Source organism: Halomonas nitroreducens, from assembly GCF_003966155.1.
Classification (GTDB): domain Bacteria; phylum Pseudomonadota; class Gammaproteobacteria; order Pseudomonadales; family Halomonadaceae; genus Halomonas; species Halomonas nitroreducens.
On sequence record NZ_RXNS01000018.1, the window covers coordinates 72,223 to 95,374 of the forward strand.

The 23,152-nt window shown below is 69.9% G+C and carries 25 protein-coding genes; 5 read left to right on the top strand and 20 right to left on the bottom strand.

From position 1 onward, the window contains the following. Window positions 1–4: 4 nt before the first annotated feature. The 4 genes from astD to EKG36_RS16930 are packed head-to-tail and all read right to left on the bottom strand — an operon-like array spanning window position 5 to window position 4,855. On the bottom strand, window positions 5–1,474 hold the full coding sequence (astD, locus tag EKG36_RS16915) for a succinylglutamate-semialdehyde dehydrogenase (protein WP_126486238.1): 1,470 nt from the start codon (window positions 1,472–1,474) through the stop codon (window positions 5–7). After that, window positions 1,474–2,520, bottom strand: coding sequence for an arginine N-succinyltransferase (gene astA, locus EKG36_RS16920; RefSeq protein ID WP_126486240.1), 1,047 nt, complete (start codon window positions 2,518–2,520; stop codon window positions 1,474–1,476). Before astA ends, astD begins: the two co-directional genes overlap by 1 nt. After that, window positions 2,520–3,590: an arginine N-succinyltransferase gene (locus tag EKG36_RS16925; protein ID WP_126486242.1), complete on the bottom strand. Its 1,071-nt coding sequence runs from the start codon at window positions 3,588–3,590 to the stop codon at window positions 2,520–2,522. The genes astA and EKG36_RS16925 overlap by 1 nt, the downstream gene beginning before the upstream one ends. A 50-nt stretch (window positions 3,591–3,640) precedes the next feature. After that, window positions 3,641–4,855 carry an aspartate aminotransferase family protein gene (locus EKG36_RS16930; RefSeq protein WP_126486244.1) on the bottom strand — a complete coding sequence of 405 codons (1,215 nt, stop codon included), beginning with the start codon at window positions 4,853–4,855 and terminating at the stop codon, window positions 3,641–3,643. 188 nt (window positions 4,856–5,043) lie between these two features. On the opposite strand from EKG36_RS16930, the gene EKG36_RS16935 reads away from it, so the two are divergent. Further along, window positions 5,044–5,673 (top strand): class I SAM-dependent methyltransferase, encoded by a 630-nt coding sequence (locus EKG36_RS16935; RefSeq protein WP_126486246.1) that lies wholly within the window; start codon window positions 5,044–5,046, stop codon window positions 5,671–5,673. Window positions 5,674–5,680: 7 nt separating this feature from the next. On the opposite strand, the gene EKG36_RS16940 is transcribed toward EKG36_RS16935, so the two are convergent. The 4 genes from EKG36_RS16940 to fabV form a co-directional block, all read right to left on the bottom strand. Beyond that, a complete protein-coding gene (locus EKG36_RS16940) occupies window positions 5,681–6,568 on the bottom strand; it encodes a DMT family transporter (protein ID WP_126486248.1) in 888 nt (295 codons plus the stop codon). Window positions 6,569–6,616: 48 nt separating this feature from the next. Then, window positions 6,617–7,594 carry a GlxA family transcriptional regulator gene (locus tag EKG36_RS16945; RefSeq protein ID WP_185827592.1) on the bottom strand — a complete coding sequence of 326 codons (978 nt, stop codon included), beginning with the start codon at window positions 7,592–7,594 and terminating at the stop codon, window positions 6,617–6,619. A gap of 118 nt (window positions 7,595–7,712) precedes the next feature. Beyond that, window positions 7,713–7,922: a hypothetical protein gene (locus tag EKG36_RS16950; RefSeq protein ID WP_126486250.1), complete on the bottom strand. Its 210-nt coding sequence runs from the start codon at window positions 7,920–7,922 to the stop codon at window positions 7,713–7,715. A 53-nt stretch (window positions 7,923–7,975) separates the two neighbouring features. After that, window positions 7,976–9,172 carry an enoyl-ACP reductase FabV gene (gene fabV / locus EKG36_RS16955; RefSeq protein WP_126486252.1) on the bottom strand — a complete coding sequence of 399 codons (1,197 nt, stop codon included), beginning with the start codon at window positions 9,170–9,172 and terminating at the stop codon, window positions 7,976–7,978. A 161-nt stretch (window positions 9,173–9,333) separates the two neighbouring features. On the opposite strand from fabV, the gene EKG36_RS16960 reads away from it, so the two are divergent. Continuing rightward, entirely contained in the window at window positions 9,334–9,723 is a 390-nt protein-coding gene (locus tag EKG36_RS16960; protein WP_126486254.1) for a DUF7079 family protein, read from the top strand. A 15-nt stretch (window positions 9,724–9,738) separates the two neighbouring features. On the opposite strand, the gene EKG36_RS16965 is transcribed toward EKG36_RS16960, so the two are convergent. The 6 genes from EKG36_RS16965 to EKG36_RS16990 all read right to left on the bottom strand — a co-directional run bounded on the left by EKG36_RS16965 (window position 9,739) and on the right by EKG36_RS16990 (window position 15,779). After that, the gene (locus tag EKG36_RS16965) at window positions 9,739–10,224 is read right to left on the bottom strand and encodes a glutathione peroxidase (protein WP_126486256.1); all 486 of its coding nucleotides are present in this window, start codon (window positions 10,222–10,224) and stop codon (window positions 9,739–9,741) included. Window positions 10,225–10,248: 24 nt separating this feature from the next. Beyond that, complete coding sequence (locus EKG36_RS16970) at window positions 10,249–12,387, bottom strand: transglutaminase TgpA family protein (protein WP_126486258.1); 2,139 nt, start codon at window positions 12,385–12,387, stop codon at window positions 10,249–10,251. Further along, window positions 12,384–13,337, bottom strand: a complete 954-nt coding sequence (locus EKG36_RS16975; RefSeq protein WP_185827593.1) for a DUF58 domain-containing protein — start codon at window positions 13,335–13,337, stop codon at window positions 12,384–12,386. The genes EKG36_RS16970 and EKG36_RS16975 overlap by 4 nt, the downstream gene beginning before the upstream one ends. Further along, complete coding sequence (locus EKG36_RS16980; protein WP_126486262.1) at window positions 13,334–14,260, bottom strand: AAA family ATPase; 927 nt, start codon at window positions 14,258–14,260, stop codon at window positions 13,334–13,336. Before EKG36_RS16980 ends, EKG36_RS16975 begins: the two co-directional genes overlap by 4 nt. Continuing rightward, window positions 14,257–14,805, bottom strand: coding sequence for an NUDIX hydrolase (locus EKG36_RS16985; protein WP_126486264.1), 549 nt, complete (start codon window positions 14,803–14,805; stop codon window positions 14,257–14,259). Before EKG36_RS16985 ends, EKG36_RS16980 begins: the two co-directional genes overlap by 4 nt. 68 nt (window positions 14,806–14,873) lie before the next feature. Then, window positions 14,874–15,779 (bottom strand): LysR family transcriptional regulator, encoded by a 906-nt coding sequence (locus tag EKG36_RS16990; RefSeq protein ID WP_246007546.1) that lies wholly within the window; start codon window positions 15,777–15,779, stop codon window positions 14,874–14,876. A gap of 121 nt (window positions 15,780–15,900) precedes the next feature. Between EKG36_RS16990 and kynA the strand changes: the two genes are divergently transcribed. The 3 genes from kynA to EKG36_RS17005 all read left to right on the top strand — a co-directional run bounded on the left by kynA (window position 15,901) and on the right by EKG36_RS17005 (window position 19,117). Continuing rightward, entirely contained in the window at window positions 15,901–16,761 is an 861-nt protein-coding gene (gene kynA, locus EKG36_RS16995; RefSeq protein WP_126486266.1) for a tryptophan 2,3-dioxygenase, read from the top strand. Window positions 16,762–16,878: 117 nt separating this feature from the next. Then, a complete protein-coding gene (locus EKG36_RS17000; protein WP_126486268.1) occupies window positions 16,879–18,531 on the top strand; it encodes an acyl-CoA dehydrogenase family protein in 1,653 nt (550 codons plus the stop codon). A 91-nt stretch (window positions 18,532–18,622) separates the two neighbouring features. Next, the gene (locus EKG36_RS17005) at window positions 18,623–19,117 is read left to right on the top strand and encodes a copper chaperone PCu(A)C (RefSeq protein ID WP_126486270.1); all 495 of its coding nucleotides are present in this window, start codon (window positions 18,623–18,625) and stop codon (window positions 19,115–19,117) included. A gap of 17 nt (window positions 19,118–19,134) precedes the next feature. Here EKG36_RS17005 and EKG36_RS17010 read toward each other — a convergent pair whose 3' ends face one another. From EKG36_RS17010 to EKG36_RS17035, 6 genes are all read right to left on the bottom strand, one after another. After that, window positions 19,135–19,449 carry a cupin domain-containing protein gene (locus tag EKG36_RS17010; RefSeq protein ID WP_126486272.1) on the bottom strand — a complete coding sequence of 105 codons (315 nt, stop codon included), beginning with the start codon at window positions 19,447–19,449 and terminating at the stop codon, window positions 19,135–19,137. Next, the gene (locus EKG36_RS17015; protein WP_126486274.1) at window positions 19,446–19,817 is read right to left on the bottom strand and encodes a SpoIIAA family protein; all 372 of its coding nucleotides are present in this window, start codon (window positions 19,815–19,817) and stop codon (window positions 19,446–19,448) included. Before EKG36_RS17015 ends, EKG36_RS17010 begins: the two co-directional genes overlap by 4 nt. Window positions 19,818–19,903: 86 nt before the next feature. Further along, window positions 19,904–20,803 (bottom strand): hypothetical protein, encoded by a 900-nt coding sequence (locus EKG36_RS17020; protein WP_126486276.1) that lies wholly within the window; start codon window positions 20,801–20,803, stop codon window positions 19,904–19,906. A 123-nt stretch (window positions 20,804–20,926) separates the two neighbouring features. After that, window positions 20,927–21,682 (bottom strand): hypothetical protein, encoded by a 756-nt coding sequence (locus EKG36_RS20855; protein WP_246007547.1) that lies wholly within the window; start codon window positions 21,680–21,682, stop codon window positions 20,927–20,929. After that, window positions 21,670–22,059, bottom strand: a complete 390-nt coding sequence (locus EKG36_RS17030) for a hypothetical protein (protein ID WP_126486278.1) — start codon at window positions 22,057–22,059, stop codon at window positions 21,670–21,672. Before EKG36_RS17030 ends, EKG36_RS20855 begins: the two co-directional genes overlap by 13 nt. A gap of 15 nt (window positions 22,060–22,074) precedes the next feature. Then, on the bottom strand, window positions 22,075–22,368 hold the full coding sequence (locus tag EKG36_RS17035) for a hypothetical protein (protein WP_126486280.1): 294 nt from the start codon (window positions 22,366–22,368) through the stop codon (window positions 22,075–22,077). Window positions 22,369–23,152 lie beyond the last annotated feature (784 nt).

A 23,152-nucleotide genomic window follows, 5' to 3' on the forward strand; every position in this document is an offset into this window, starting at 1 on the left:
AGGCTCACAGCGACACCCCCGGCGGCAGCTTGTCGGGCAGGTGCAGGTCTTCGCTCTCCATGGAGGCCACCGGATAGGCACAGTAATCGGCAGCGTAGTAGGCGCTCGGGCGGTGGTTGCCGCTGTCGCCCACGCCGCCGAAGGGCGCGTCGCCGGAGGCGCCGGTGGTCTGGCGGTTCCAGTTGACGATGCCGGCACGGATGCGCAGCAGGAAGTCGTCCCAGTCGTCACGCTCCCCGCCGATCAGGCCGGCAGACAAGCCATAGCGGGTATCGTTGGCCAGGGCCAGGGCCTCGTCCCAGTCACGGTAGCGGTAGACCTTGAGCAGCGGGCCGAAGTGCTCCTCGTCGGGAACCGCCAGGCCGGTGACGTCGATCAGCGCGGGCCTGAGCAGGCTGGTGCCCTCCTCCAGGCGCTCCATGCGCGCGAGCACGGTGCCGCCCATGGCCTCGAGGGCGTCCTGGGCCTCGAGCAGGCCGTCGGCCGCCGCCGGGCTCACCAGGCCGCCGTAGAAGGGCGCCGGTTCGCTGAACTGGTCGGCCACGTGGAGACGCGAGATGGCGTCCGACAACGCGTCCAGTAAGTGATCGCCCACCTGCCCTTCCGGCACGATCAGCCGGCGCGCGCAGGTGCAGCGCTGGCCACCGGACAGGAAGGCGGACTGCAGGATGGTCAGCACCGCGGCGTCCTGGTCGGGTACGTCCTTGATCACCAGCGGGTTGTTGCCGCCAAGCTCGAGAGCCAGGATCTTGTCGAGCTGATCGGCGAACTGACGCTGCAGCAGGCCGCCGACCTTGGCGCTGCCGGTGAACAGCAGGCCGTCGATGCCGGGATGGGCCGACAGCACCTGGCCCACCGGGGCCGCGCCCTGCACCAGGTTGATCACCCCCTCGGGGAGGCCGGCCTCGCGCCAGCACTGCAGGGTCAGGTCGGCGGTCAGCGGGGTCTGCTCGCTGGGCTTGAAGACCACGGTGTTGCCGGCCAGCAGCGCGGGCACGATGTGGCCGTTGGGCAGGTGGCCCGGGAAGTTGTAGGGACCGAAGACCGCCATCACGCCATGGGGACGATGGCGCAGCACCGCCCGGGCGTCGCCCAGGTCGCGCTCACGCTCACCGGTACGCTCCTGGTAGCTGCGGATCGAGATCGCCACCTTGCCGATCATCGCGCCGACCTCGGTGCGGGCCTCCCAGAGCGGCTTGCCGGTCTCGCCGGCGATGGCCGTGGCCAGGTCCTCGCGGTGGCTCTCCAGCACCTCGCGGAAACGCTCCACCAATGCCTGTCGCTCGGTGAAGGGCTGGCGCGCCCAGGCCGGGAAGGCGGCGCGAGCCGCGTCCACGGCGGCGCTCACCTGGGTTTCGGAAGCGGCGGCGCCCTGCCACAGCGTCTCGCCCGAGACCGGGTCCTGCTTGGCGAAGCCCTCGGCCTCGCCGTCCTGCCACTGACCGCCGATCAGCAGCCGTTGTGTCGCCTTCATCACGCCTCCTCGTCGCTATCCAGAATGCGCAGGGTGTCCCCGGCGCCGACCTCGAGGCGTGCCGCCTCGGCCTCGCTCAGGGTCATTACGCCGTCGTCGCCGGGGCCGCGGCCCAGCCAGGCCGCGCGGAAACCGGCCATGGAAGTGGTGGCGGCCAGCCAGCGTGGCCGCTCGGCCTGCGCCAGCTCACCGGCCTTGACCTCCACCCGGCAGGTTCGCGACAGACGCACGCCGCGCACGTCGTCGATGTAGGCTTCCACGGTGGGGCCACCGTCGAAGATGTCGATGAACCCTTCCCAGCGCAGGCCTTCCTTCTTGAGCATCGCCAGCGCCGGCCGGGTGTGCTCGTGAACCTGGCCGATGCAGGCCCGGGCCTCCTCGGAGAGGAAGGGGGTATAGATCGGGAACTTGGGCATCAGCTCGCCGATAAAGCTCTTTTGTCCCAACCCCGTAAGTCTGTCCGCTTCATTGAAATCCAGCGGAAAGAAGTTGCTGCCCAGGCATTCCCAGAAGGGGCTCTTGCCCTCGGCGTCGAACACGCCGCGCATCTCCGCCAGCACCTTGTCGGGGAAGCGGTCGCGGAACTGGGCCATGAACAGCCAACGCATCATCGACAGCAGGGCGCCGTTGCGCTCGTGGCGACGGTCGCGCCCACGGTACTCGGGGCGCAGGAACAGCGAGGCCACCTCGGCGTCGCCGGTGTGGTCGGAACTCAGGAACAGGGTATCGATGGTGCGGTGCAGGTCGAGCTGCACCGAGGAGTGCGCCAGGGTGCCCACCCGGTAGTGGTAGAAGGGCACCTCGCGGCCCACCTGCCCCTCGATGGCGCAGCAGCCGGCCAGCCGGCCGGTGTCGTCGTCCTCGAGGACGAAGAAGTAGAGCCGCTGGTCCACCGGCGTGCGCTCCTGGAAGGCGCTCACCGCGGTATCGATCTTCTGGGCCAGGAACTCGCGGTTGTCGGGCAGCGAGGTGAAGCCCACCCCGGTCTCCCGGGCCAGGGCCTGCAGCTCGTCCAGGTCGGACGGGGCAATGGGTCGAATGCGCATCACAGCTCTCCCTCGTCGTAGCCCGGGTCATGCGCGTCGCCCGGCAGGGCGAGCGGCGCGGCCAGCACGGCGCGGCCTTCCTCGACGCCGAGCAGCTCGGCGTGCTCCGGCGACAGCATCAGCTGGCCGGTGGGCGACAGGGCATAGCGCGCCACCACGCAGCGAAAATCGTGGAGCCGCTGGTTGGCGATCATCGCCGGCTCGGCATCCGGCAGCGAATGGGCCGGCCGGATGCGCACCGGGTGCCAGGCGGCATGCCGGAAGCTCTCGAGCCGGTCGCGCTCGCCCTTGATCACCGGTCCGGCATCGAAGATATCGACGTGACGGGAGCGCAAGAACCCCTCGGCGAGCATCTCGTCCATGGCCGTCTCGTGGTCCGGGTGCTCGCGGCCGATGGCCGCCCGGGCCTGGGGCGTGAGCAGCGCCAGGTAGAGCGGGAACTGGGGCATCACCTCGGCAATGAAGCTCTTCGAGCGCACCCCGGCCACGTAGTTGATCTCCTGGTAGTCGCGCACGAAGAAGTGGCGGCCCACGCTGTTCCAGAACGGCGACTGGTTGTCGTCGTCCAGGTAGCCCGGGAAGGCCATCGCCAGGATCTCGGCGAAGCGCTCGGGGTACTGGGCGATGAACATCAGCCGCGCGCGGCGCAGCAGGCTCTCGGCGCTGGTGCCCCGGTAGCGGGGGTCCAGCGAGTAGGCGCACAGCAGGCTCGCCTCGGAGACCTCGTGGGACAGCGAGAGGGACTGTACCTCGCGGCGCACGTCGAGCTGCTGCGAGGCATGGATGAGGGTCTCCTGCCGGTAGGTGTAATAGGCCTCCCGGGCGCCGGCCTGGGCGCGGATGGTGGCGGTCCCCACCACCTCGCCGCGCTCCAGGTCCTCGAGCACGAAGGTGTAGTGCTCGTCGCCGGGAAACTCCACCTCGGCTTCGAAGGCCCGCTGGGAGCGGGTGATGCGCTCCTCGAGGCGGTCCCGGTGGGCCGGCAGGTTGGTCAGGCGCGGCGTGGCACTGCCGGCCAGCCGCTCCAGGGCCGGCAAATCCGCCGGCCGGGTGGGACGTACGACCAGCATGGCATGGCCTCCACTGGATGATTCAGGGTCTCGCTGAGCGCGGCCGAGGCTCACTGGGCAGCCACCATCCGGGCGATCGCCCGCTCCAGGCGCGCCATGCCCTCGGCGATATCGGCCTCGGGGATCACCAGCGACGGCGCCATGCGCAGCACGCTGGGACCGGCGACCAGGGCCATTACGCCCTCATCGATGGCCAGCGGCAGGATATCCTTGGCGCGGCCCTGGTAGGCGGGGCTCATCTCGGCGCCGACCAGCAGGCCCATGCCGCGGATCTCCTGGAACACGCCATGCTTGCGGTTGATCGCCTCGAGGTGCTCGCGGAACAGGTCGTGACGACGCTTGACGCCCTCCAGCACCTCGGGGGTGTCGATGTGCTCGATGGCGGCCAGGGCCACGGCGGAGGCCAGGGCATTGCCGCCATAGGTGGAGCCATGGGTGCCGATGCCCATGGCCGGGGCGATGCGGTCGGTGGTCAGCATCGCGCCCACCGGGAACCCGCCGCCCAGGGACTTGGCGCTGGTCAGGATGTCCGGGGTGATGCCGTAGTCCATGTAGGCGTACAGCGAGCCGGAGCGGCCCACGCCGGTCTGCACCTCATCGAAGACCAGCAGGGCGTCGTGCTGGTCGCACAGCTCGCGGAGGCCCTGGAGGAAGGCGGGATCGGCGGGAATGATGCCGCCCTCGCCCTGCATCGGCTCGACCATCACTGCACAGGTGTCGCCGTCGATCAGGTCGCGCACGCTGTCGAGGTTGTTGAACTCGCCGTGGACGATGCCGCCCGGCACCGGACCGAAGCCCTGGGAGTACTTGGGCTGGCCACCGACGCTGACGGTGAAGAAGGTCCGGCCATGGAAGGACTGGGTGAAGGAGACGATGCGGTGCTTGTGCTCGCCATGGGTGTCGTGGGCCCAGCGGCGCGCCAGCTTCAGTGCGGCTTCGTTGGCCTCGCCACCGGAGCTGCACAGGTAGACCTTGTCGGCGAAGGTCCGCTCGACCAGGGAGCGGGCCAGCTTGAGGGCCGGCTCGTTGGTGTAGACATTGGAGAGGTGCCACAGCTTGTCGGCCTGCTCCTTGAGGGCATTGACCAGCACCGGATGGCAATGGCCCAGGGAGTTCACCGCGATGCCGCCGGCGAAGTCGATGTACTCCTTGCCCTCCTGGTCCCACAGGCGGCTGCCCTCGCCGCGCACCGGAATGGCTTTCTGCGGCGCATAATTGGGCACCATGTACTGGTCGAAATCGGTGCGGGTCGGGGTCTGGGTCATGTCACTCTCCGTTGTCGCGAGCCAAGGCTCGTCAGGATGAATCCAAGTTCACTCGAGTATAGGGACCCCCCACCAGGGGGGCTTTCAGCAATGGGACGGCGAATTGTGAAAAAGGCAGGGCGAGGGCCGTCGATACGCGCCACCGCGGGATCGGCTATGGTAGGGGTCTGCTCGAGGAGGATGCCCGGATGCTCAACACCACGGCCTGGAACCGCCTGCGCTACGGCCTCTACGCCCCGCTCTACGACCACGTCGCCGAGCGCGCCTTCCGCCAGGCGCGCCGCCAGGCGCTAGCCCAGGTGCACTGGCGACCGGGCATGCGGGTGCTGCTGGTCGGGGCCGGCACCGGCCTCGATCTGCCCTGGCTGCCCCGGGACATCGAGCTCCATGCCACCGACCTGTCCCCGGCCATGGTGCAGCGCCTCGCCGCCCGCGCCGAGGCCATGGAGCGGGACCTGGAAGCCGAGGTGATGGACGCCGAGGACCTGCACTACCCCGATGGCCACTTCGACGTGGTGGTGATGCACCTGATCCTGGCGGTGATGCCGGACCCGGCGCGCGGCCTGGTCGAGGCCCACCGGGTACTGGCCGCCGATGGCCAGCTGTGCGTGATGGACAAGTTCCAGGCCGACGAGCGGCCGGCCGGCCCCGGCCGGCGGGCGCTGAACCTCGTCACCTCGGCCATCGCCACCGATATCACCCGCCAGGCCCGGCCCCTGCTGGAAGGCGCCGGCTTCGTGATCGAGGCCGACCGGCCGGTGCTGATGGGCTCGCTGTTCCGCGCCCTGCTGGCGCGCAAGGCGTCCACGCCGGGCTGAGCCGGCCTCAGCCGGGGCGTGGTGGCGCCAGGGTGCACCAGACGCCGACGATCACCACCAGGCTGCCCGCCACCTCACGGCCGAGGATGGGATCGCCCAGCCACAGGAAGGCCCCGAGCATGGTGAAGACCGGCAGCAGGTTGAGGTAGACGGCAGTGCGCGTCGGCCCCAGCGCGGCCAGCGCCTGGTTGTAGAGCAGCAGGGCGATCACCGAGGGGAACACCCCCAGGTAGGCCAGCCCGGCCAGTTCCTCGCCGGACAGCCGCGGCAGCACCCGCCAGGCCCCCTCCAGCAGGGCGATCGGCGCCAGGGCGAGGTTGGCGATGACCAGCATCACGAGCAGCCCGCCATAGCGGGGGAAGCGCGCCATGTGCCGCTTGACCAGCAGCGAGTAGCCCACCCAGACCAGCACCGCCAGCAGCATGATCAGGTCCCCCGGGTTGACCCCGCCGGGCATGGCCAGCTCGCCCTGGCCGGCGGTGATCACCGCCAGGGCGCCGGCAAAGGACAGTGCCACGCCCAGCCACTGCCGCCCGCGATAGTGCTCGCCGAACAGCATGGCGCTCAACAGCAAGGTGACCACGGGGATGAGGCTCTCGAGGATGGCCACGTTGGCCGGCGAGGTGAACTTCAGCGAGGCATAGATCAGGGCGTTGAAGAAGGCCACACCGGACAGGGCCAGGCCCAGCAGCGGCCGCCAGTGACGCCGGAAGACCGGCCAGGCCCGCCGCGCCTGGCGAAGCCCCAGCGGCAGCACCACCAGCAGCGCGATGGCCACGCGCCCCAGGGAGATGGTGAAGGGCGGCAGCCCCGCCAGGGCCTTCCCGACCAGGATATTGCCGGCAAAGATGGCCACCACCATCAGCAGGAAGAGGTGGGGTCGCAGCGCGCGCATCGTGTCTCCCGTCCATGGGCCGCCGGCACGCTGGCCGACGGGCCGGTGTCACCCCAGGCGCTCCTCCCGCGGGGTGATGCCGAAGTGGTTGCGGTAGGCGGTGGAGAAGTGAGCCGCCGAGGAGAAGCCGGTCTGCAGGGCGATCTCGCCGGCGGGCCGGTCGCTCTCGCGCAGCAGCCGCCGCGCCTGCTGCAGGCGCAGGTTGAGGTAGTAGCGGCTGGGCACCGCCTGCAGGTGCTTCTTGAACAACCGCTCGAGCTGGCGACGCGAGATGCCGAGATGCTCGGCGAGCTCGTGGGTCGTCAGCGGCTCCTCGATGTTGGATTCCATCAGCGCCACGGCGTCCACCAGGCTCTGGGGGGCATGGCCGAGCCGGGTGCGTAGCGGCACCTGCTGGGGCTCGTCGCCCATGCGGATACGCTCCAGCACGAAGTGCTCCGAGATCCGCTCGGCCAGTTCCCCGCCGTGCTGGCTGCCGACCAGGGTCATCATCATGTCCATGGCCGCGGTGCCGCCGCCACAGGTCAGGCGGTCACGGTCGATCTCGAACAGCTGCTGCGACAGGCGGACCCGCGGATAATCCCGGGCAAAGGCCGCGAAGCGCGGCCAGGGCAGGGTCGCCCGGTAGCCATCGAGCACCCCGGCCCGGGCCAGCACCTCGGTGCCCCCGCCGATCCCGCCCAGCACCACCCGGGCGGCGGCCAGGCGCCGCAGCCAGTCGAGCAGGCCCGGCGGGACGCTGCCCGCGAGCGGTCCCGGGGCGCAGACCAGCAGGATGTCCAGGGCCTGGTCGGGCTCACCGGCGACGGCCTGGGGCATCAGGGCCTGGCCCGAGGCGCTGGCCACGGGGCGCTCGTCGACGGCGAAGGTCGACAGGCGGTAGAGGCTCCGTCCCTCCAGGCGATTGGCCACGAACAGCGGCTCGGTGGCACAGGCCTGGGCCAGCAGCGAGAAGCCGGGCAACACCACGACCCCCACATGCCGAGACAACGGCACGGGCGATGACGCGATCGGGGAGTCGGGCATGGAGCGCTCTCGTTGCGGGAGGAAAGCTTCATTCTATCCAAAGGCGGCCGTGACGACAGCCGCCCGGACACGACGACGCCGGGCCCAAGGCCCGGCGTCACGAGGCCGGCACGGCGGATCAGTCGCTAAGGCCGATCACCAGCAACCCGATCACCACCACGGCCACCACCACGATGAGCACCGGCAGCAGCCAGCGCAGCCCTTCGGGCGACTGGCGCGCCTCGGGCTGGTCCTCGTCGGGCTCGGGGTGCTCGTAGTCCTCCGGCTGGCTGACCTCCTTGAAGTGCTTCAGTTCCTCTTCCGGCGTCTTGCTTTCCCTGGTATCCATACCGACCTCCTGGGTTAGTGGATCTCGGGGCAGGCCGCCGGCGAACCGGGGCCCTACGGGTTTACGACATCGAATTCCGCAACGGGATTCACGTCGGCGTCGTAATCGACGTCGTCCCGCTCGAAGCCGAACAGCTTCAGGAACTCGTGCTTGTACCCAGCGTAGTCGGTGATCTCGAACAGGTTCTCGGAGGTCACCCGGGGCCAGAGGTCCTTGCAGGCCTGCTGGACATCGTCACGCAGCTCCCAGTCGTCGAGGCGCAGGCGGCCCATCTCGTCGGTCTCCCGGCTGCCGCCGTAGAGGCGCTCGGCGAACAGGCGGTTGAGCTGGTCGATGGTGCCCTCGTGCAGCCCCTGCTCCTTCATCACCTTATAGACCATGGCAATGTACAGCGGCATGACGGGGATGGCCGCGCTGGCCTGGGTGACCACGGACTTGAGCACCGCCACGTTGGCGCCCCCGCCCTGCCCGGACAGGCGCTTGTCGATCTCGCCGGCGGCACGGTCCAGGTCCTCCTTGGCCTTGCCCAGGGCACCATGCCAGTAGATCGGCCAGGTGATCTCGGTGCCGATGTAGCTGAAGGCCACCGATTTCGCCCCCGGGGCCAGCACGCCGGCCCGATCCAGGGCGTCGATCCACAGCTCCCAGTCCTCACCGCCCATCACGGCGATGGTGTCCTCGATCTCCTGCTCGGTGGCCGGCTCGATCTCGGCCTCGATGATGGCATCCTTGTTGGTGTCGATGGCGGTGGCCCGGTAGGTCTCGCCGATGGGCTTGAGGACCGAGCGCTTGAGCTCGCCGCTGTCCGGCAGCTTGCGCACCGGCGAGGCCAGCGAGTAGACCACCAGGTCGACCTGGCCGAGGTCCTGCTTGATCAGCTCGATTGCCTTCTCGCGCGCCTCGTGGGAAAAGGCGTCGCCGTTGATCGACTTGCTGTACAGGCCCTCGGCCTTGGCGAACTTGTCGAAGGCGGCGGCGTTGTACCAGCCGGCGGTGCCCGGCTTCTTCTCGGTGCCCGGCTTCTCGAAGAACACACCCAGGGTGTCGGCGCCATAGCCAAAGGCGGCGGTAATGCGCGCCGACAGGCCATAGCCGCTGGAGGCCCCGATCACCAGGACCTTCTTGGGCCCGGCGCTCTTGTCCAGGTTCCGCGCCCGGGTCGCCTCGATCTGCTCGAGCACGTTCTTCTCGCAGCCGACGGGGTGAGTGGTGGTGCAGATGAAACCGCGTACCTTGGGCTTGATGATCACGACAGACCTCTTCTTGGCTTCGGGGCGCGCCGCGGCGCGCCCCTGTTACATGGCTTTCGTCAGTGGCGACATTCTAGCGGCCCCGGCCCGGGCTGTCCGCCCTTGAGCGATGCGGGCGGCTGGGGCAGGATGCTCGGCACGCCCCCTAGCAGGAGAACCCCATGGACGCGCAGACCCTTGTCGACGAGCGCGGCGAGCTTTGGCTGGCCCTGGCGCCGCTGTGGCTGGAGCGGGAACCGCGGGAGACCGACTACGCGCGCATGGTCGAGGTAATCCAGCGCCACGACCTGACCCTGCACGAGCTGGAATGGGTGTTCCGTCTGGAGCTGGCACCGGTACTGGCACGCCACCAGATGTCGGTGGCCGGGGAGTGGCGACGCTTCGACGACCACAAGCTGATGCGCCAGCTGGTGGCCCACAACCTGCGTCTCACCGGCTGGCGGCGCAAGAGCTGGGCCCTGTTCTCCGGGCTGACTACCATGATGGCCCGGCATCGCTGGAGCGAACTCATGGAACGGGTGGCGGTGGCCCGGGGCGAGAGCGGTTACTGACGGGACGTTACCCCCTCAGGACTCGTCGAGGGCCTGCTCCAGGGTCTCGATCAGCGCCTCCGCCCCGTCGCGGGGCGAGAAGCGCCGGATGACCCGGCCATCCCGGCCCACCAGGAACTTGGTGAAGTTCCACTTGATCATGCCGGTGCCAAACACGCCCGGCGCCGCCCGCTTGAGCTCCACGAACAGCGGGTGGGCGTCCGCTCCGTTGACCTTGACCTTTTCCATCAGCGGGAAGGTCACGCCGTACTCGCGCTCGCCGAAGGCGCAGAAGGCCTGGGCCGTCTCCGGCGACTGGCCGGCGAACTGGTTGCAGGGAAAGGCCAGCACCATGAATCCCCGGTCGCGATAGCGCCGGTAGAGTTGCTCGAGATCCCGCAGCTGGGGAGTGAAGCCGCACTTGCTGGCCACGTTGACGATCAGGAGCACCTGGCCGCGCAGGGCGCGGAGGTTGAAGGGCTCGCCGCGGTGGGTGCGGCAATCGTGATCATGGATGCTCATGGCGCGTGCTCGCTATCTGTCCCCTCACGATGCCACTTCCGGCCCCGTCGCGCCAGCCCCGGGCCTGCTGCCGGTGCCTCGCGGCAAGCCGCGGCGCACCTCACGGAGGTGGTGTCGCAACCTTCGGCGCAGGCGGCGGCGCTCGCCGGGCCCGAGAGGGGCGTAGACCAGCTGCTCGAACGCCTCGGCAGCGGCCAGCAGTGCCGGCCCGGCGGCGCCGGCCTGGGGAGCGAGGCGCCGCAGGTGAGCAGCCGGCGACTCCCCCGGCTGGGCCGGCCGCCCCCGTCGGGCCAGCCAGGCCTGAAGGCGCTGAAGGCGCCAGGCATCGCCCCGCCGCCCGACGGCCCAGCGATACAGCTCGCGCAGGCCCAGCGTGGCGAGCAGCGCCCCGCCCAGGCCCGAGACGAGCCCCAGCGCGAGCGCCCAGGCCCCCAGCGCGGCCAGGGCCGCCAGCCCCCTCTCCATCGTGGCCAGCAGTCCCGCCAGGAGGCGGTCGCGTGCCTCGCGGTGATAGCCGATCACTCCGCGTTGCCAGCGGTACTCCAGCCGCTCCCACTCCAGGCGCAGCTGGTTGGCCCAGCCGATCTCGCGCAGGCGCAGCGGCGAGAAGGGCGCGTCCGCCAGGAAGGCCTCGCGCCCTTCGCGCACGGCCCCGGCGCCTTGCTCGATGCGTTCCGGGGCGATCGCCGCGGTGGGGTCGAGACGCCGCCAGGCCCCGTCCCGCCAGACCTCGACCCAGGCGTGGGCATCGTACTCGCGTACGGTGAGGTGGCCGTCGGGGTGTCGCTCGCCGCCCTGGAAGCCGGCCACGACCCGCGCCGGGATACCCACCGTGCGGGCCATCACGGCCGTGGCCGAGGCATAGTGGGAGCAGTACCCCGCCCGGGTCGTGAACAGGAAGTCATCGACGCGGTCACGGCCGGTCAGTCGCGGCGGCGACAGAGTGTAGCGGAAGGGCGCCTCGCCGAAGCGCGCCAGCACGGCACGCAGGTAGCGTTCCGGGTCAGCCCCGCTCTCGCGCCACAGCCGCTTGGCCAGCGCCCGCGTGCGGGGGTTGGTGTCGGCCGGCAGCAGGGTGTGCCAGGCCGCGCCGGCGGGGTCCGGGTAGGCCGGCGGCGCCCCGCTGCTGGCAAGTCGCAGCAGGCTGCGGGCCCGCAGCGGCTCCCGGCCCTCCAGGGTGCCATCGACGAGGAAGCGCTGGGTCGAGTCCACCGAGCGAGGGGCCCCCAGGGAGGGTCGCCAGGGACGGCTATCGGGCTCGAGCAGCAGCTCTAGGTTGTAGGGGGCCTCGCCGCCGCTCGCCCCCCAGGCGGTGCGGCGCCCCTCGCGCACGAAGCGCGACAGGGGCAGCCCCAGGGCCGCCGAGAGTTGCGACGGCGTGGCGCGGGTCCAGCGCACGCCATCGAAGTGCGACAGGGTGTAGACCCGCCAGTAGCGCTGGCTGGGGGGCGGCGGCGGCCCCGCGAAGTCGACCCGGAAGGCCCGGGCATCGCTGCGCGAGAGCTCGGCGATGTCGCCCGGGGCAATCTGGTCACTGAGCCCGGTGGAGGCCCGGCCCATCTGCGGCATGCTCCACAGCGGCTCCATGCGCGGGAAGACCAGGAACAGCACGGCCATCAGCGGCGCCGAGAGCCCCAGTAGCCAGGCGGTCTCGCGCCAGGCGTGACGGGCGTCCCGGGCGCCCGACAACCAGACCAGCGATTGCAGCAGCCAGGCCACCGTGCCCAGGGCGGCCAGGGCCATCAGCATGCCCTGGTCATGGAGGAAGGCCACGGTCACCGTGATCAGGCCGATCATCACCACGACCCGGGCATCGCGACGATCCTGGGTCTCCAGCAGCTTGAGCAGGTAGATGCCCAGCAGCAGGCCGATCAGCGACTCCATGCCGCCGAAGCCGTCGTAGTGCGCCCACAGTGCCAGGACCAGGCCGGCCACCGCCACCAGGCGCAGCACCAGGCTGGCCCGGGGCAGATCGCGTCGCAGCTGGAGGTAGCGATAGCCGGCCACGGCGACCGCCATCGCTGCCAGCCAGCCCGGCACCCAGGCCAGGTGCAGGCCCAGCACCAGGCACTGGCCGAGGAACAGCTGGCGCAGCATGACGCCACCGAGGCGACGCCCGTCCGCCAGCAGGACCGGCGAGGCCGGCCGGTGGGCCCGGCTCAAGGCGCCAGCTCCGCCAGTCCCGGCGGCTGACAGCGCGCCAGGGCATCGAGGGCGGCACGCCGATGGGCCTCGCCCTCTCCCGGCGCCAGCACCTGGCCGGGCAGGCGCAGCCCGTAGCGGTCCCCGGCCCGGTGGTGGGCCAGCACCCGCCCGCAAAGGACCGAGAGGCGACGCTCGGCATCGCCGCGGCAGGCCTGGTAGTCGAGCCACAGGCTCTCGCGGGGCGGGGCCTCGAAGGCCTTTGTGGCCAGGGTGCCGGTGCGGCTCCACTGCTTCCAGGCCATCCGGGTCGGGCTGTCGCCCGGCACGAAGCGGCGCAGGCCGGCGAAATCCCCGCTATCCAGCCCCTGCCCTTCGGGCCGGTGGGCGGACGCCTCCTCCATCAGGGGACGGGGCCAGACCAGCAGCTCGGTGTCGTGATCCTGCCAGGCCATGGCCCGCACCAGGCCCAGGGGCCAACGGCTCTCCAGACGCAGCACCGGCAGCCGGACCACCCCGCGCCGCGGCACCGGCATGGCCAGCTCGGTCTCGCCATGGCCGGCGCGGATGTCCAGCCGTGCCACCCCGCCCGTGGCGCTCACCCGCAGGGCCGTGCGCGCTCGCCGGGCGCTGGCGACGATGCCCAGGCGGGCCTCACCGCCGGCGAACACCTCGGCGGGCAGGCGCAGGGCAAGGCGCACCCCCAGCAGGTTGCGCCAGGCGCGAACGATGACCACCACGCCCAGGGCGAAGAGCCAGAAGGCCAGCGCATGGGCCAGGCTGTTCTGATAATTGATGCCGAACAGCACCAGCACGGGAATCAGCGCCGCCCAGCCCAGGCCGAAGCGGGTGGGCAGCAGGAAGAGGCGCTTCTGTGGCAGGGGCTTACCCAGCGGCGAGGACAGGCGGCCTTGCCAGTGCTGGCGCAGGCGCTCGCGCCAGGAGACGGAGCCGGACCGCGACAGGGTCATCGCACCACCGGCACTCGTTCGAGCAGCTGCCGCGCCGCGGCCTCGCCCGTCTCGCGGCGCCCGCTGCTCAAGCGGTGCCCGGCTACCGGCACCCATACGGCCTGGACGTCGTCGGGCAGCACGTGATCACGGCCCGCCAGCAGCGCCCAGGCCCGTGCGGCCCGCAACAGCGACAGCACGCCCCGGGGCGAGAGCCCCCAGGACAGTTCCGGATGCTCACGGCTGGCCGCGGCCAGGGCCTGGAGATAGTCGAGCAGCGGGTCGGCTACGTGGATGGTCTCGCAGCGATCCTGCCAGCGCCGCAGGGTGCCGGCATCGAGCAGCGGCGGCAGCATCTCGAGGGTGACCCTTCCGGCCCGCCCACGCAGGATCTCGCGCTCGGCCCGGGGGTCGGGGTAGCCCAGCGAGAGCCGCATCAGGAAACGGTCCAGCTGCGACTCCGGCAGGGGGAAGGTGCCGGCCTGCTCCTGGGGGTTCTGGGTGGCGATCACGAAGAAGGGATCGGGCAGGTCACGGGTCTCCCCTTCCACCGTGACCCGGCTCTCCTCCATGGCCTCGAGCAGCGCGCTCTGGGTCTTGGGGGTGGCCCGGTTGATCTCGTCGGCCAGCACCAGACCGTGGAAGATCGGGCCCGGGTGGAAGCGAAAGCGGGCCTCGCGGGGGTCGAACACCGAGACGCCCAGGACGTCGGCAGGCAGCAGGTCGCTGGTGAACTGCAGCCGCTGCATGTCGAGGCCGGTGACCCGAGCCAGGGACTGGGCCAGAGTGGTCTTGCCCAGCCCCGGCAGGTCCTCGATCAGCAGGTGGCCGCGGGCCAGTAGGCAGCACAGTGCCAGGCGCACCTCCCGGGACTTGCCCAGCACCACGCCCTCGAGGCCGGCGATCACCGCCGCCAGGCCCTCCCGTGCCACCGGCCGGTTCACGCGCTCCCCTCCAGCCAGCCCGCCGCGACCATCGCCTCCACCGCCTGGCGGGTGTCCGGCGTGGCCCCTTCCAGGGCCAGGGCCTCGGCCGGCGGCAGCCAGAAGGCCGCGGCGACCTCCTCCGCCTGCAGGCGCAGGGGTCCGTCGTAGTCGACCAGGTAGGCGCTGCCGAAGATATGGTTGCCCTCCCCGACATAGGTGAAGTCCAGGACATGGCGCAGCGGCACGCCCTCGATGCCCAGTTCCTCGGCCAGCTCGCGGCGGGCGGCCAGGTGCACCGCCTCCCCGGCCCCGACCACCCCGCCCGCGGCCAAGTCGAGCCCGCCGGGAAAGACCTCCTTGGTCAGGGTGCGCCGCTGCACGCAGAGCTCGCCCCGGGGGTTGCGCACGACGATGTAGGTGGCGCGATGCCAGTAGCGAAAGCGCCGCATGGAGGCCCGGGAGGCGCTGCCGCAGGGACGGTTGCGGGCATCCACCAGCTGGATGGTCTCGTCGGCGATCTGCGGGGCCGGCAGCGGCGGGGACGCCAGGGCGTCGTCGGTCATGACGGGTCTCCGGGGAAATGTCTTCAGCCTACTCAGTCAGGCCCGAAGCGTCACGTTCGCCGTGAGACTCACCGCCGGGACAGCTCCGCTCGCGACAGCGCCGCGGCCAGCACGGCCGCCGGCGAGTCCTCCGGCTCGTCCTTGCGCAGCACCACCTGCCAGTCGATGTCGAGCCCTTCGTCGGTAACCCCGGCGGTAACCAGCCCGCCCTGGCGCAGGTAGGGGCCGAGGGTCCAGCGCGGCATGATGGTGATGCCCTGCCCGGCCCGCACGAAGGCCACCACCGCCTCGGTGACGCCGGCGCGCAACACCCGGGTCGGCAGCACCTGGTGCCGGGTGAACAGCTGCTCGTACTCGCGTCCCCCCGCGGGGGTGGTGTGGTAGGTGATGTAGGCCTCGCCGGCGATCGCCTCCGCGCTCAGCCAGGGCTGCCCGGCCAGCGGATGCCCCTCGGCCATCACCGCCACCAGCTCGTCGGTGAACAGCGGCACGACCCGAACGCCGGGCCGGTTGACCGGTCCGGAGACGATCGACAGGTCGATGGTGCCGTCGCGCAGGGCGACGAAGGGCGTCATCGAGACATCGGGAATGATCTCGATGCCGATGGCCGGATGCTCGGCGCGGAACGCCGCCAGGAAGCCGGGCATCCAATGGTAGCCGCCATAGGCCTCGTTACCGATCCTGACCACGTGCTCGATGCCCACCGACAGCTTGTCGATGTCGTGCTCGGCGCGCTGCATCTCGCCCAGTACCACCCGGGCGGTGTGCAGCAGGCGCTTGCCGGCGCTGGTCGTCACCAGCCGCTTGTGCTTGCGGTAGAACAGCGTGGTGTTGAGCAGCCGCTCGGCCTCGCGGATGCGATGGCTCAGCGCCGACTGGGTCACGCCGAGCTGGCCGGCCGCCGCCGAGACGTTCCCGGTATCGGCGATGGCGCGGATCATCAGGAGGTGGCGAATACTGACCTTGGGACTCATCAGGGTATGCAGAAAATTAATCACATCAGAGAATTTTATGAAATATAAATCCGCCCAAGGCTTGCGTACAGTCTGAGTGCTATCCCCATGACGGCCCCACCCACATCATCCGGAGGCGACGATGCACGACGAACCGACCCGGGAGACCGAACGCAAGCGTCAGGTGGACCTGGAGGGCGAGCGCGTCCACTGGGACCAGGACATGAGCTACGGCCAGTACCTGGCCCTGGAGACATTGCTGGATTGCCAGCATCCGGTGTCCGACCAGCATGACGAGATGCTGTTCATCGTCATCCACCAGGCCTCGGAGCTGTGGATGAAGCTGTGCCTGCACGAGGCCCACGGTGCCGCCGAGCACATCCGCCAGGACAACCTGCGTCCGGCCTTCAAGATGCTGACCCGGGTCGCCCGCATCCAGGAACAGATGATCCAGGCCTGGGAAGTGCTGGTGACCATGACCCCGGCGGACTACATGAGCTTCCGCGACGACCTCGGCCAGAGTTCCGGCTTCCAGTCCTACCAGTACCGGGAGCTCGAGTTCCTGCTGGGCAACAAGAACGCGCGGATGATCGAGGCCCATCGCGCCCACCCGGGGCACTACGCTCATCTGAAGGCGGTGCTCCAGGCGCCGAGCCTCTACGACATCGTGCTGCAGCGGCTCGCCGCCCGCGGCTTCGCGATTCCCGCGAGCCACCTCGAGCGCGACTGGGCCGAGCCCTACACCGCCTCCCCCGAGGTCGAGGCGGCCTGGGCCGAGATCTACGGCGACACGGCGCAGCACTGGGACCTCTACGAACTGGCCGAGAAGCTGGTGGACCTGGAATACAACTTCCAGAAATGGCGCTACAGCCACATGAAGACGGTGGAGCGCATCATCGGCTACCGGCGCGGCACCGGTGGCACGGCCGGGGTGAACTACCTGGTCAAGGCGCTGGACCTGCAGTTCTTCCCGGAACTGTGGTCGGTGCGCACCTCGCTCTAGGGCCGGGCCCCTTCGACGTCGCCCAACGACGGCCCCTACCGGCCTCGGGTCGGGGGATTTTGACCGGGCCGCCGGCAGCCACCATGCTCAAGGCAACCCGTGCATCGGAGGCGCGCCATGCAGGACCATGCTCCCCGCGACCGGCTGGCCACCCATCAGGTGATCAACCAGCCCGGCCCGGCCGAGGACCGCGACACCCTGGCGGACGACCTGGCGCTGCAGGAGGCCCTGCGCCGGGAGGCGCCGGACTGGGTGGCCCGGCGCCTGGCGCCCCTGGGCCGGGAGGTCGGCAGTCGCCGCGTGCAGGCGCTCGGCGAGGCGGCCAACCAACACCCCCCCGAGCTGCGCCTCTTCGACCGCCATGGCCGTCGCCTCGATGAGGTGATCTACCACCCCGCCTATCATGAGCTGATGCACCTGGCCATGGACCATGGCTGGCAGGCGGTGGCCTGGCAGGAGGAAGGCCGCGGCGGCCACCAGGCCCATGTGGCCGCCCTCTACCTGCTGACCCAGGCCGAGCCCGGCTTCTGCTGCCCGGTGACCATGACCCATGCCGCCATGCCGGTGCTGCGCGCCTCGCCGGACGTGCTGGCCGAGTGGTCGCCGGGCCTGCTGGCCTGGGACTACGACCCGCGGCCCCTTCCCGCTCCGCGCAAGAGCGCCCTGACCTTCGGCATGGCGATGACCGAGAAGCAGGGCGGCAGCGACGTGCGCGCCAACACCACCCGGGCCGAGCGGGACGAGGACGGCTGGCGGCTGACCGGGCACAAGTGGTTCTGCAGCGCGCCCATGTCGGACGCCTTCCTGACCCTGGCCCAGACCGACGACGGCCTGGGCTGCTTCCTGGTGCCCCGCTTCGCGCCGGACGGCAGCCGCAACCCCATCGAGCTGCAGCGCCTCAAGGACAAGTGCGGCAATCGCGCCAATGCCTCGGCGGAGATCGAGTATCGCGGCGCCTGGGCGGAAGCGGTGGGCGATCCCGGTCGGGGCGTGGCCACCATCCTGGCGATGGTCCAGCAGACTCGCCTGGATGCCGCCACCGCGCCGGTGGGCATGATGCGCCAGGCCCTGGTCGAGGCCTGGCGCCACGTGCAGGACCGCCAGGCCTTCGGCAGGCGGCTGGCCGAGCAGCCGCTGATGCGCACCCTGGTGGCCGACCTCGCCCTGGAGGTGGAGGCCGGCGTGGCCCTCAGCCTGCGCACCGCCCGGGCCTTCGACGGCGCGGCCCGGGACGACGCCCACGAGAAGGCCCTGGCTCGCCTGCTGCCGGCCCTGGCCAAGTACTGGCACAACAAGCGCGCGCCCGGCTTCCTGGCCGAGGCCATGGAGTGCCTGGGTGGCATCGGCTATGTGGAGGAATCGCCGCTGGCACGGCTCTACCGGGAGGCCCCGGTGAACTCCATCTGGGAGGGCTCGGGCAACGTGATCTGCCTGGACGTGCTGCGGGTGCTGGGGCGGCATCCCGAGGCCCGGGAGGCGATGACCCAGGAGTTCGCCACGATGAAGGGCGAATCCCCCGAGCTGGACCGCGCCCTGGCCGAGCTGGAAGGCCAGCTCGGCGAGGCCCCGGAGGCGCTGGAGCCCCGCGCCCGCTGGCTCACCCAGCGCCTGGCCCAGTGCCTGCAGGCCGCCCTGCTGCTGCGTCATGCCCCCGCGCCGATCGGCCAGGCCTTCTGCCGCTCGCGGCTCGGCGAGGCGGTGAGCCCCGCCTATGGGGTGCTGCCCCGGGAGGCGCCCCTCGAGGCGATCCTCGCCCGCCTGCCGAGCTGATTCCCGCCTCCTTGCGACAATGCGCCCCTTGCCGGCTCCGGCCAACTCGCTACCCTGAGGCCCGTTCACGGCCTCATACAAGGATGCCCGCATGACGCGTCACCCGCTTCGCCTCGCCGCCGCCTGCCTGCTGACCATCGGCCTTCTGCCGCCCCTCGCCGCCGCCCACGAGCAGCAGGCCGAGGACCTGCGCATCGCCCATCCCTTCGCCACGCCCACACCGCCGGGCGCGATGAGTGGCGGCGCCTATCTCGACATCGAGGTGACCGGCGACCGCCCGGCAGTGCTGGTGGGCGCGCACTCTCCGGCGAGCGACGTCGTCGAGATTCACAACATGACCATGACGGACGGCACCATGCGCATGCGCCCGGTACCGGAGCTGCGCATCACGCCCGACGCACCGGTACGGATGCGCCCCGGCGGCGGACACCACCTGATGCTGATCGACCTTCGCGGCCCGCTGGCCGAGGGCGACCACTTCCCGCTGACCCTGGAGTTCGCCGAGCGCGGCGAGGTCGAGGTGGAGGTCTGGGTACAGAACGCCGCCGAGGGCAGCGCCGCCGCCGACGGCCATCACGCTCATTGAGCCGGGCCGTCCCGGCCTCAGTAGTGCACCGCCAGCCAGACGGTCTCGGTGTCCGGCGTCGTCCAGGCCACCCGATGCCGGCGGTGGGCGGGAATCACCAGGTGGTCGCCCGGGCCGAGCGGCACCTCGTCGCCCCGCTCGAAGGCGAGCCGGGCCTCCCCCTTCAGCACCAGGATCCACTCGTCGTGGGCCTGGTCGTACCAGCCACCGCCGGCCGGCGAGGCCTGGCCACGGGACACGATACGCTCGATGGTGACATGGTCGTCGCGGGCGAGGACCTCGAAGACCTCATCGTCGAGGGCCGCGGGCAGGTCGTCGAACAGGTTGTTCATGGCGCCTCCTGCAGCCAGGCCTCGGCCTTTTCACCCTCGTCCGGCCCGAAGGCCTTGATGGTGAGCCCGGGAATCAGCCAGCCCTCGAGCTCGCTGGCCCGCCGGATCCAGTCCTGGCCGGCGATGACCGCCGCCCGGTCGAAACGGCCGATGAAGCGGAACAGCCCCGGCAACCGCGACATCTCGATGCCGATGGCGCCGAGGGTCGGCAGGTGGAAGTCCTCGACGCGATACAGCATGCGCCCGTGCTCGATGCCCTCCGACTGCGCGATGAGCTCATCCAGCGCGGCGCGCATGGCCTCGCTGTCGAGCTTGCCGCCGAAGGTGATATCCAGGCGATCGTCGCCCTTGCGCTCGACGTGAAACATCTCTGCCTCCTTGTCTCCGAGGTGAACGCTCTCCTGGGCCAGCCTAGTCCAGGCAACAAGCACCATCCTCCTGACCGAGCCCTGCCTCAACGGGCCAACTCGCGACGCTTCTGGGCCAGGTAGGTCGCCTCATCCAGCTCGTGGAGCTGTCGCGGGTAGCGCTCCGTCGCCGCGAACCAGCGCCGCAGCCGGGTCTCGAGACGGCCGGGCTCGGGCAGGGAGAGCGTCGCGAGGTGGACCTCCAAGGCCAGGTAGAAGCGCATCACGTTGCGCTCGATCATGCCGCGCACGCCCCCCACATAGCGCGGGGCGCCATCCGCCTCGCGCCCCACCACCGTGAAGCCGACCCGGTCCCGGCCAATGGTGTTGAAGTAGGCCCACAAGGCGAGGCGCGCGGGCGTGCCATAGGCCAGGGAATAGCGCAGGTGGACCAGGCTCGCCGCCTCGCCGTCCGTCATCGCCTGCAGCCTCAGCCGGAAGTTGCGGGTGCCGTAGGGCCCCCGGTCGCCCTCCAGGCCGAGGGAGAGGTAGCGGGGAAGCACCGCCCGCACCTCCAGGGTCAGGTCGATCCGCTGTGCCTTCTCGAGAGGCTGGAAGCCTCGCCGGCCCACGTGGACGCTCAGGGCCTCGGCCCCCTTGGCATGCGGCTCGTGCCGGCAGGCCTCGACGTTGAGGTGCAGGAACAGGATCTCGCACCAGGCCGCCGCCGAGGTGAGCTCCTCCGTCAACACCGGCAAGGGCCGGGAGATGCGGGCATGGATGCTGCCGCTGACGCCGTAGTCGCGCGCCTCCGAGACGACGCTCAGCGGCGCCTCGAAGGACGAGGCGGCGATGGCCTCGCGCCAGCGCTCGCGCGTCGCCGCATCCTGGGCCGCGGCCGGCCCCCCCACCAGGCACGACAGCGCCAGGCAAAGGACGATCCGGGTGAGGTGGCGCCAGCCCGGCGCGGAAAACATGGGCGGCGGGGCAAGGTGGAAGTGGGGCATCGCGGGGGCCCACGACGGGGAGATACCCTTATCCTAGCCAAGCCCTTGCCCCGGCGGCGTGTCGGATCCGCATGCCCTCATATTTCGGCGAGAGATGGCGAGCCGCGTTCCTCCTCTCACCCATCAGGCGGTCAGCCGTTCCTTCCCTGCACAGACCTCGGCGAAGATGGCGGTGATGGGCCGGTTCGGTTGCTGGGCCTGGCGCCGGCGAACCTCCGCCGAGAGGCGCTCGAGCTCTTCGCTAGGCTGGGCCCACTGCTCCCTGGGCAGCGGCTGCGACCATGCCTCTAGGCTCGCCGGCAGGGTCTTGCGCCCAGCCTTCCGGATGGCGCGGATCTCCCACTCGGCGAGGTGGTAGGGAATCGTCCACAGGACGAGGATGTGCCACAGGTACCACATGGAGACCTTGAACAGGCCGATCTCGCCATCGCGATGGCGGCGATGCAGCCGGCGGCGGGCGTTATGGAAGGTATGCACGCCCTCGTAGGGCGGGTCGCCGGGGCGATGCAGGCCGTTCGGGTCCTGAATTTCCTCGCGGGTATGCACCTCGTATTCCATATAGGCCCGCACCGACTCCCACAGCCCCATCGCCAACGGCAGGCCGGGCTGCGGCAATTCGAGGAAGTGTTGCTGCCCCGTCTCGGGGTCGATAAAGCCGAGCCCCAGGCCATACTGGCGCTGCACGCCGTACTGGGTCGCCCCCTGCGCCTGGGTCACCCAGGCCGCCACGCTCTCCCAGGGCACGATGATCGGCGGCTTGCCGCCGCCCGGCGCGAAAGCCACTTCACGGCGCTGGCGGTGGAAACGGGTGGGGACGTCATTGCGGAACTTGAAGTGGTATTGGAGTTTTATCGCCAGGGCAAGAATTAGCGTAAACACTCCCCCCCCACCCCTAAACCGAACATCCTTTGAAACAGGCCATTCCATCCCACAAAGAAAAAACCAACATCGTTGCTGACAACAAAGAAAACAGCTGCCCCAAAAAAAGGAAACAAGAATGCGACAATCAAAAAACTAGTAAATGGCCCTCCCAAGGCAAGCTGCCAAGTGAAAGGCGTTGGCAGGCTGCCCCCGAGGTCCAGATAGACATCATTGACCTCACCGATGGCCTGATTGAAATCCACGGGCGCCGCCCCCGTGGGCAAGGGACCAGGCGACAGGTAGCTGACCTTGCCGCCTGCAAATGACTCGCTATCTCCGGCCCGGTGGGGCGTGGCCATATCGGGCCTGGGTGGCTGGTTTTCTTTAACCATCATGGCACTACTTCTCTCTCACCCGACATTGGTGGCGAAGGGCACGCTGCGATAAGCCGGCTTCGGCGCCTCACCGACGTTTGACTGCCCAAAGCGCGCTTCCACCGGCCCCAAGTCGAGGAAGGTCTCGCCGCGCTCGTAGGCGGCCGTCACCTGGCGGCTCAGCTCGGTGAGTTCGGCCGAGGGCTGGGTCCATTCGGATTCGGGAAGCGGCCGGGACCACTCCTGCACCCAACCCTTGGGAATGGCCTTGGGCAGTACATGGTTGACCCGATACTCGGTGTACCAGCTGGCGAAGTAGGCGAGCTCCATCCAGCGGCCCAGGCGATAGTGTCAGAACGGCTTGCCTTCTCGCTCGTAGCGTTTTTTCTGGCGCGCCATCTCCTCCTTGTACCAGGCCACGCTGTAATCGTCGGCGCGTTCGGGCACAGCGCTCGGGGCCCTCCTCCATGTAGCGGCGGATCAGCTCCCACTGCATCATCGCCATCTGCAGGCTCGTCACGCTGACCTCGATGCCTGCCCCGGCCAGGCTATAGCCCGGCCGCTCCGGGTCCGGCGGCAGGATATGCAGCTGCCAGCCGATCCCCGCCGGGCCGCCGACGGTGACGGCCATGTTGCGCGTGGCCACCGCCACCACGTCCTCCCAGGGCACGAAGACGGTCTCCTTACGCCAGCCGGCCAGGCGACGAACCCCGCGATACAGCACCACATAGCCAATAGCCAAGGCGGGAGTGATAACCAGATGGGTGATCGCCATCCAGACAATACCCGTTGCCCCCAGCAATTCTTCTTCCCCTCCCACGAAGCCAAGGCTGAACACAACGAAGCCTCCACTTATAGAAAAAAGCGCAAACCAGAAGCCATACATCAGGTGCGCGCTGGGGGAGGGCAAGAAGACCCTTCGTCCTGGATGTTCCACCACGAAGGCCACCTCGCGACGCTGGCGATGAAAACGCACCGGGGTTGTGCTACTAACCGGAGCCTGTCAACATAGTTGGCACATGAAATGACTTCGGCTCTTTAAAATCCTGATGCCTGTGACATCGGGACCCGCTCGGGATTCAGGTGCACGATTTCTGGCAAGCTGAGGTTTCGG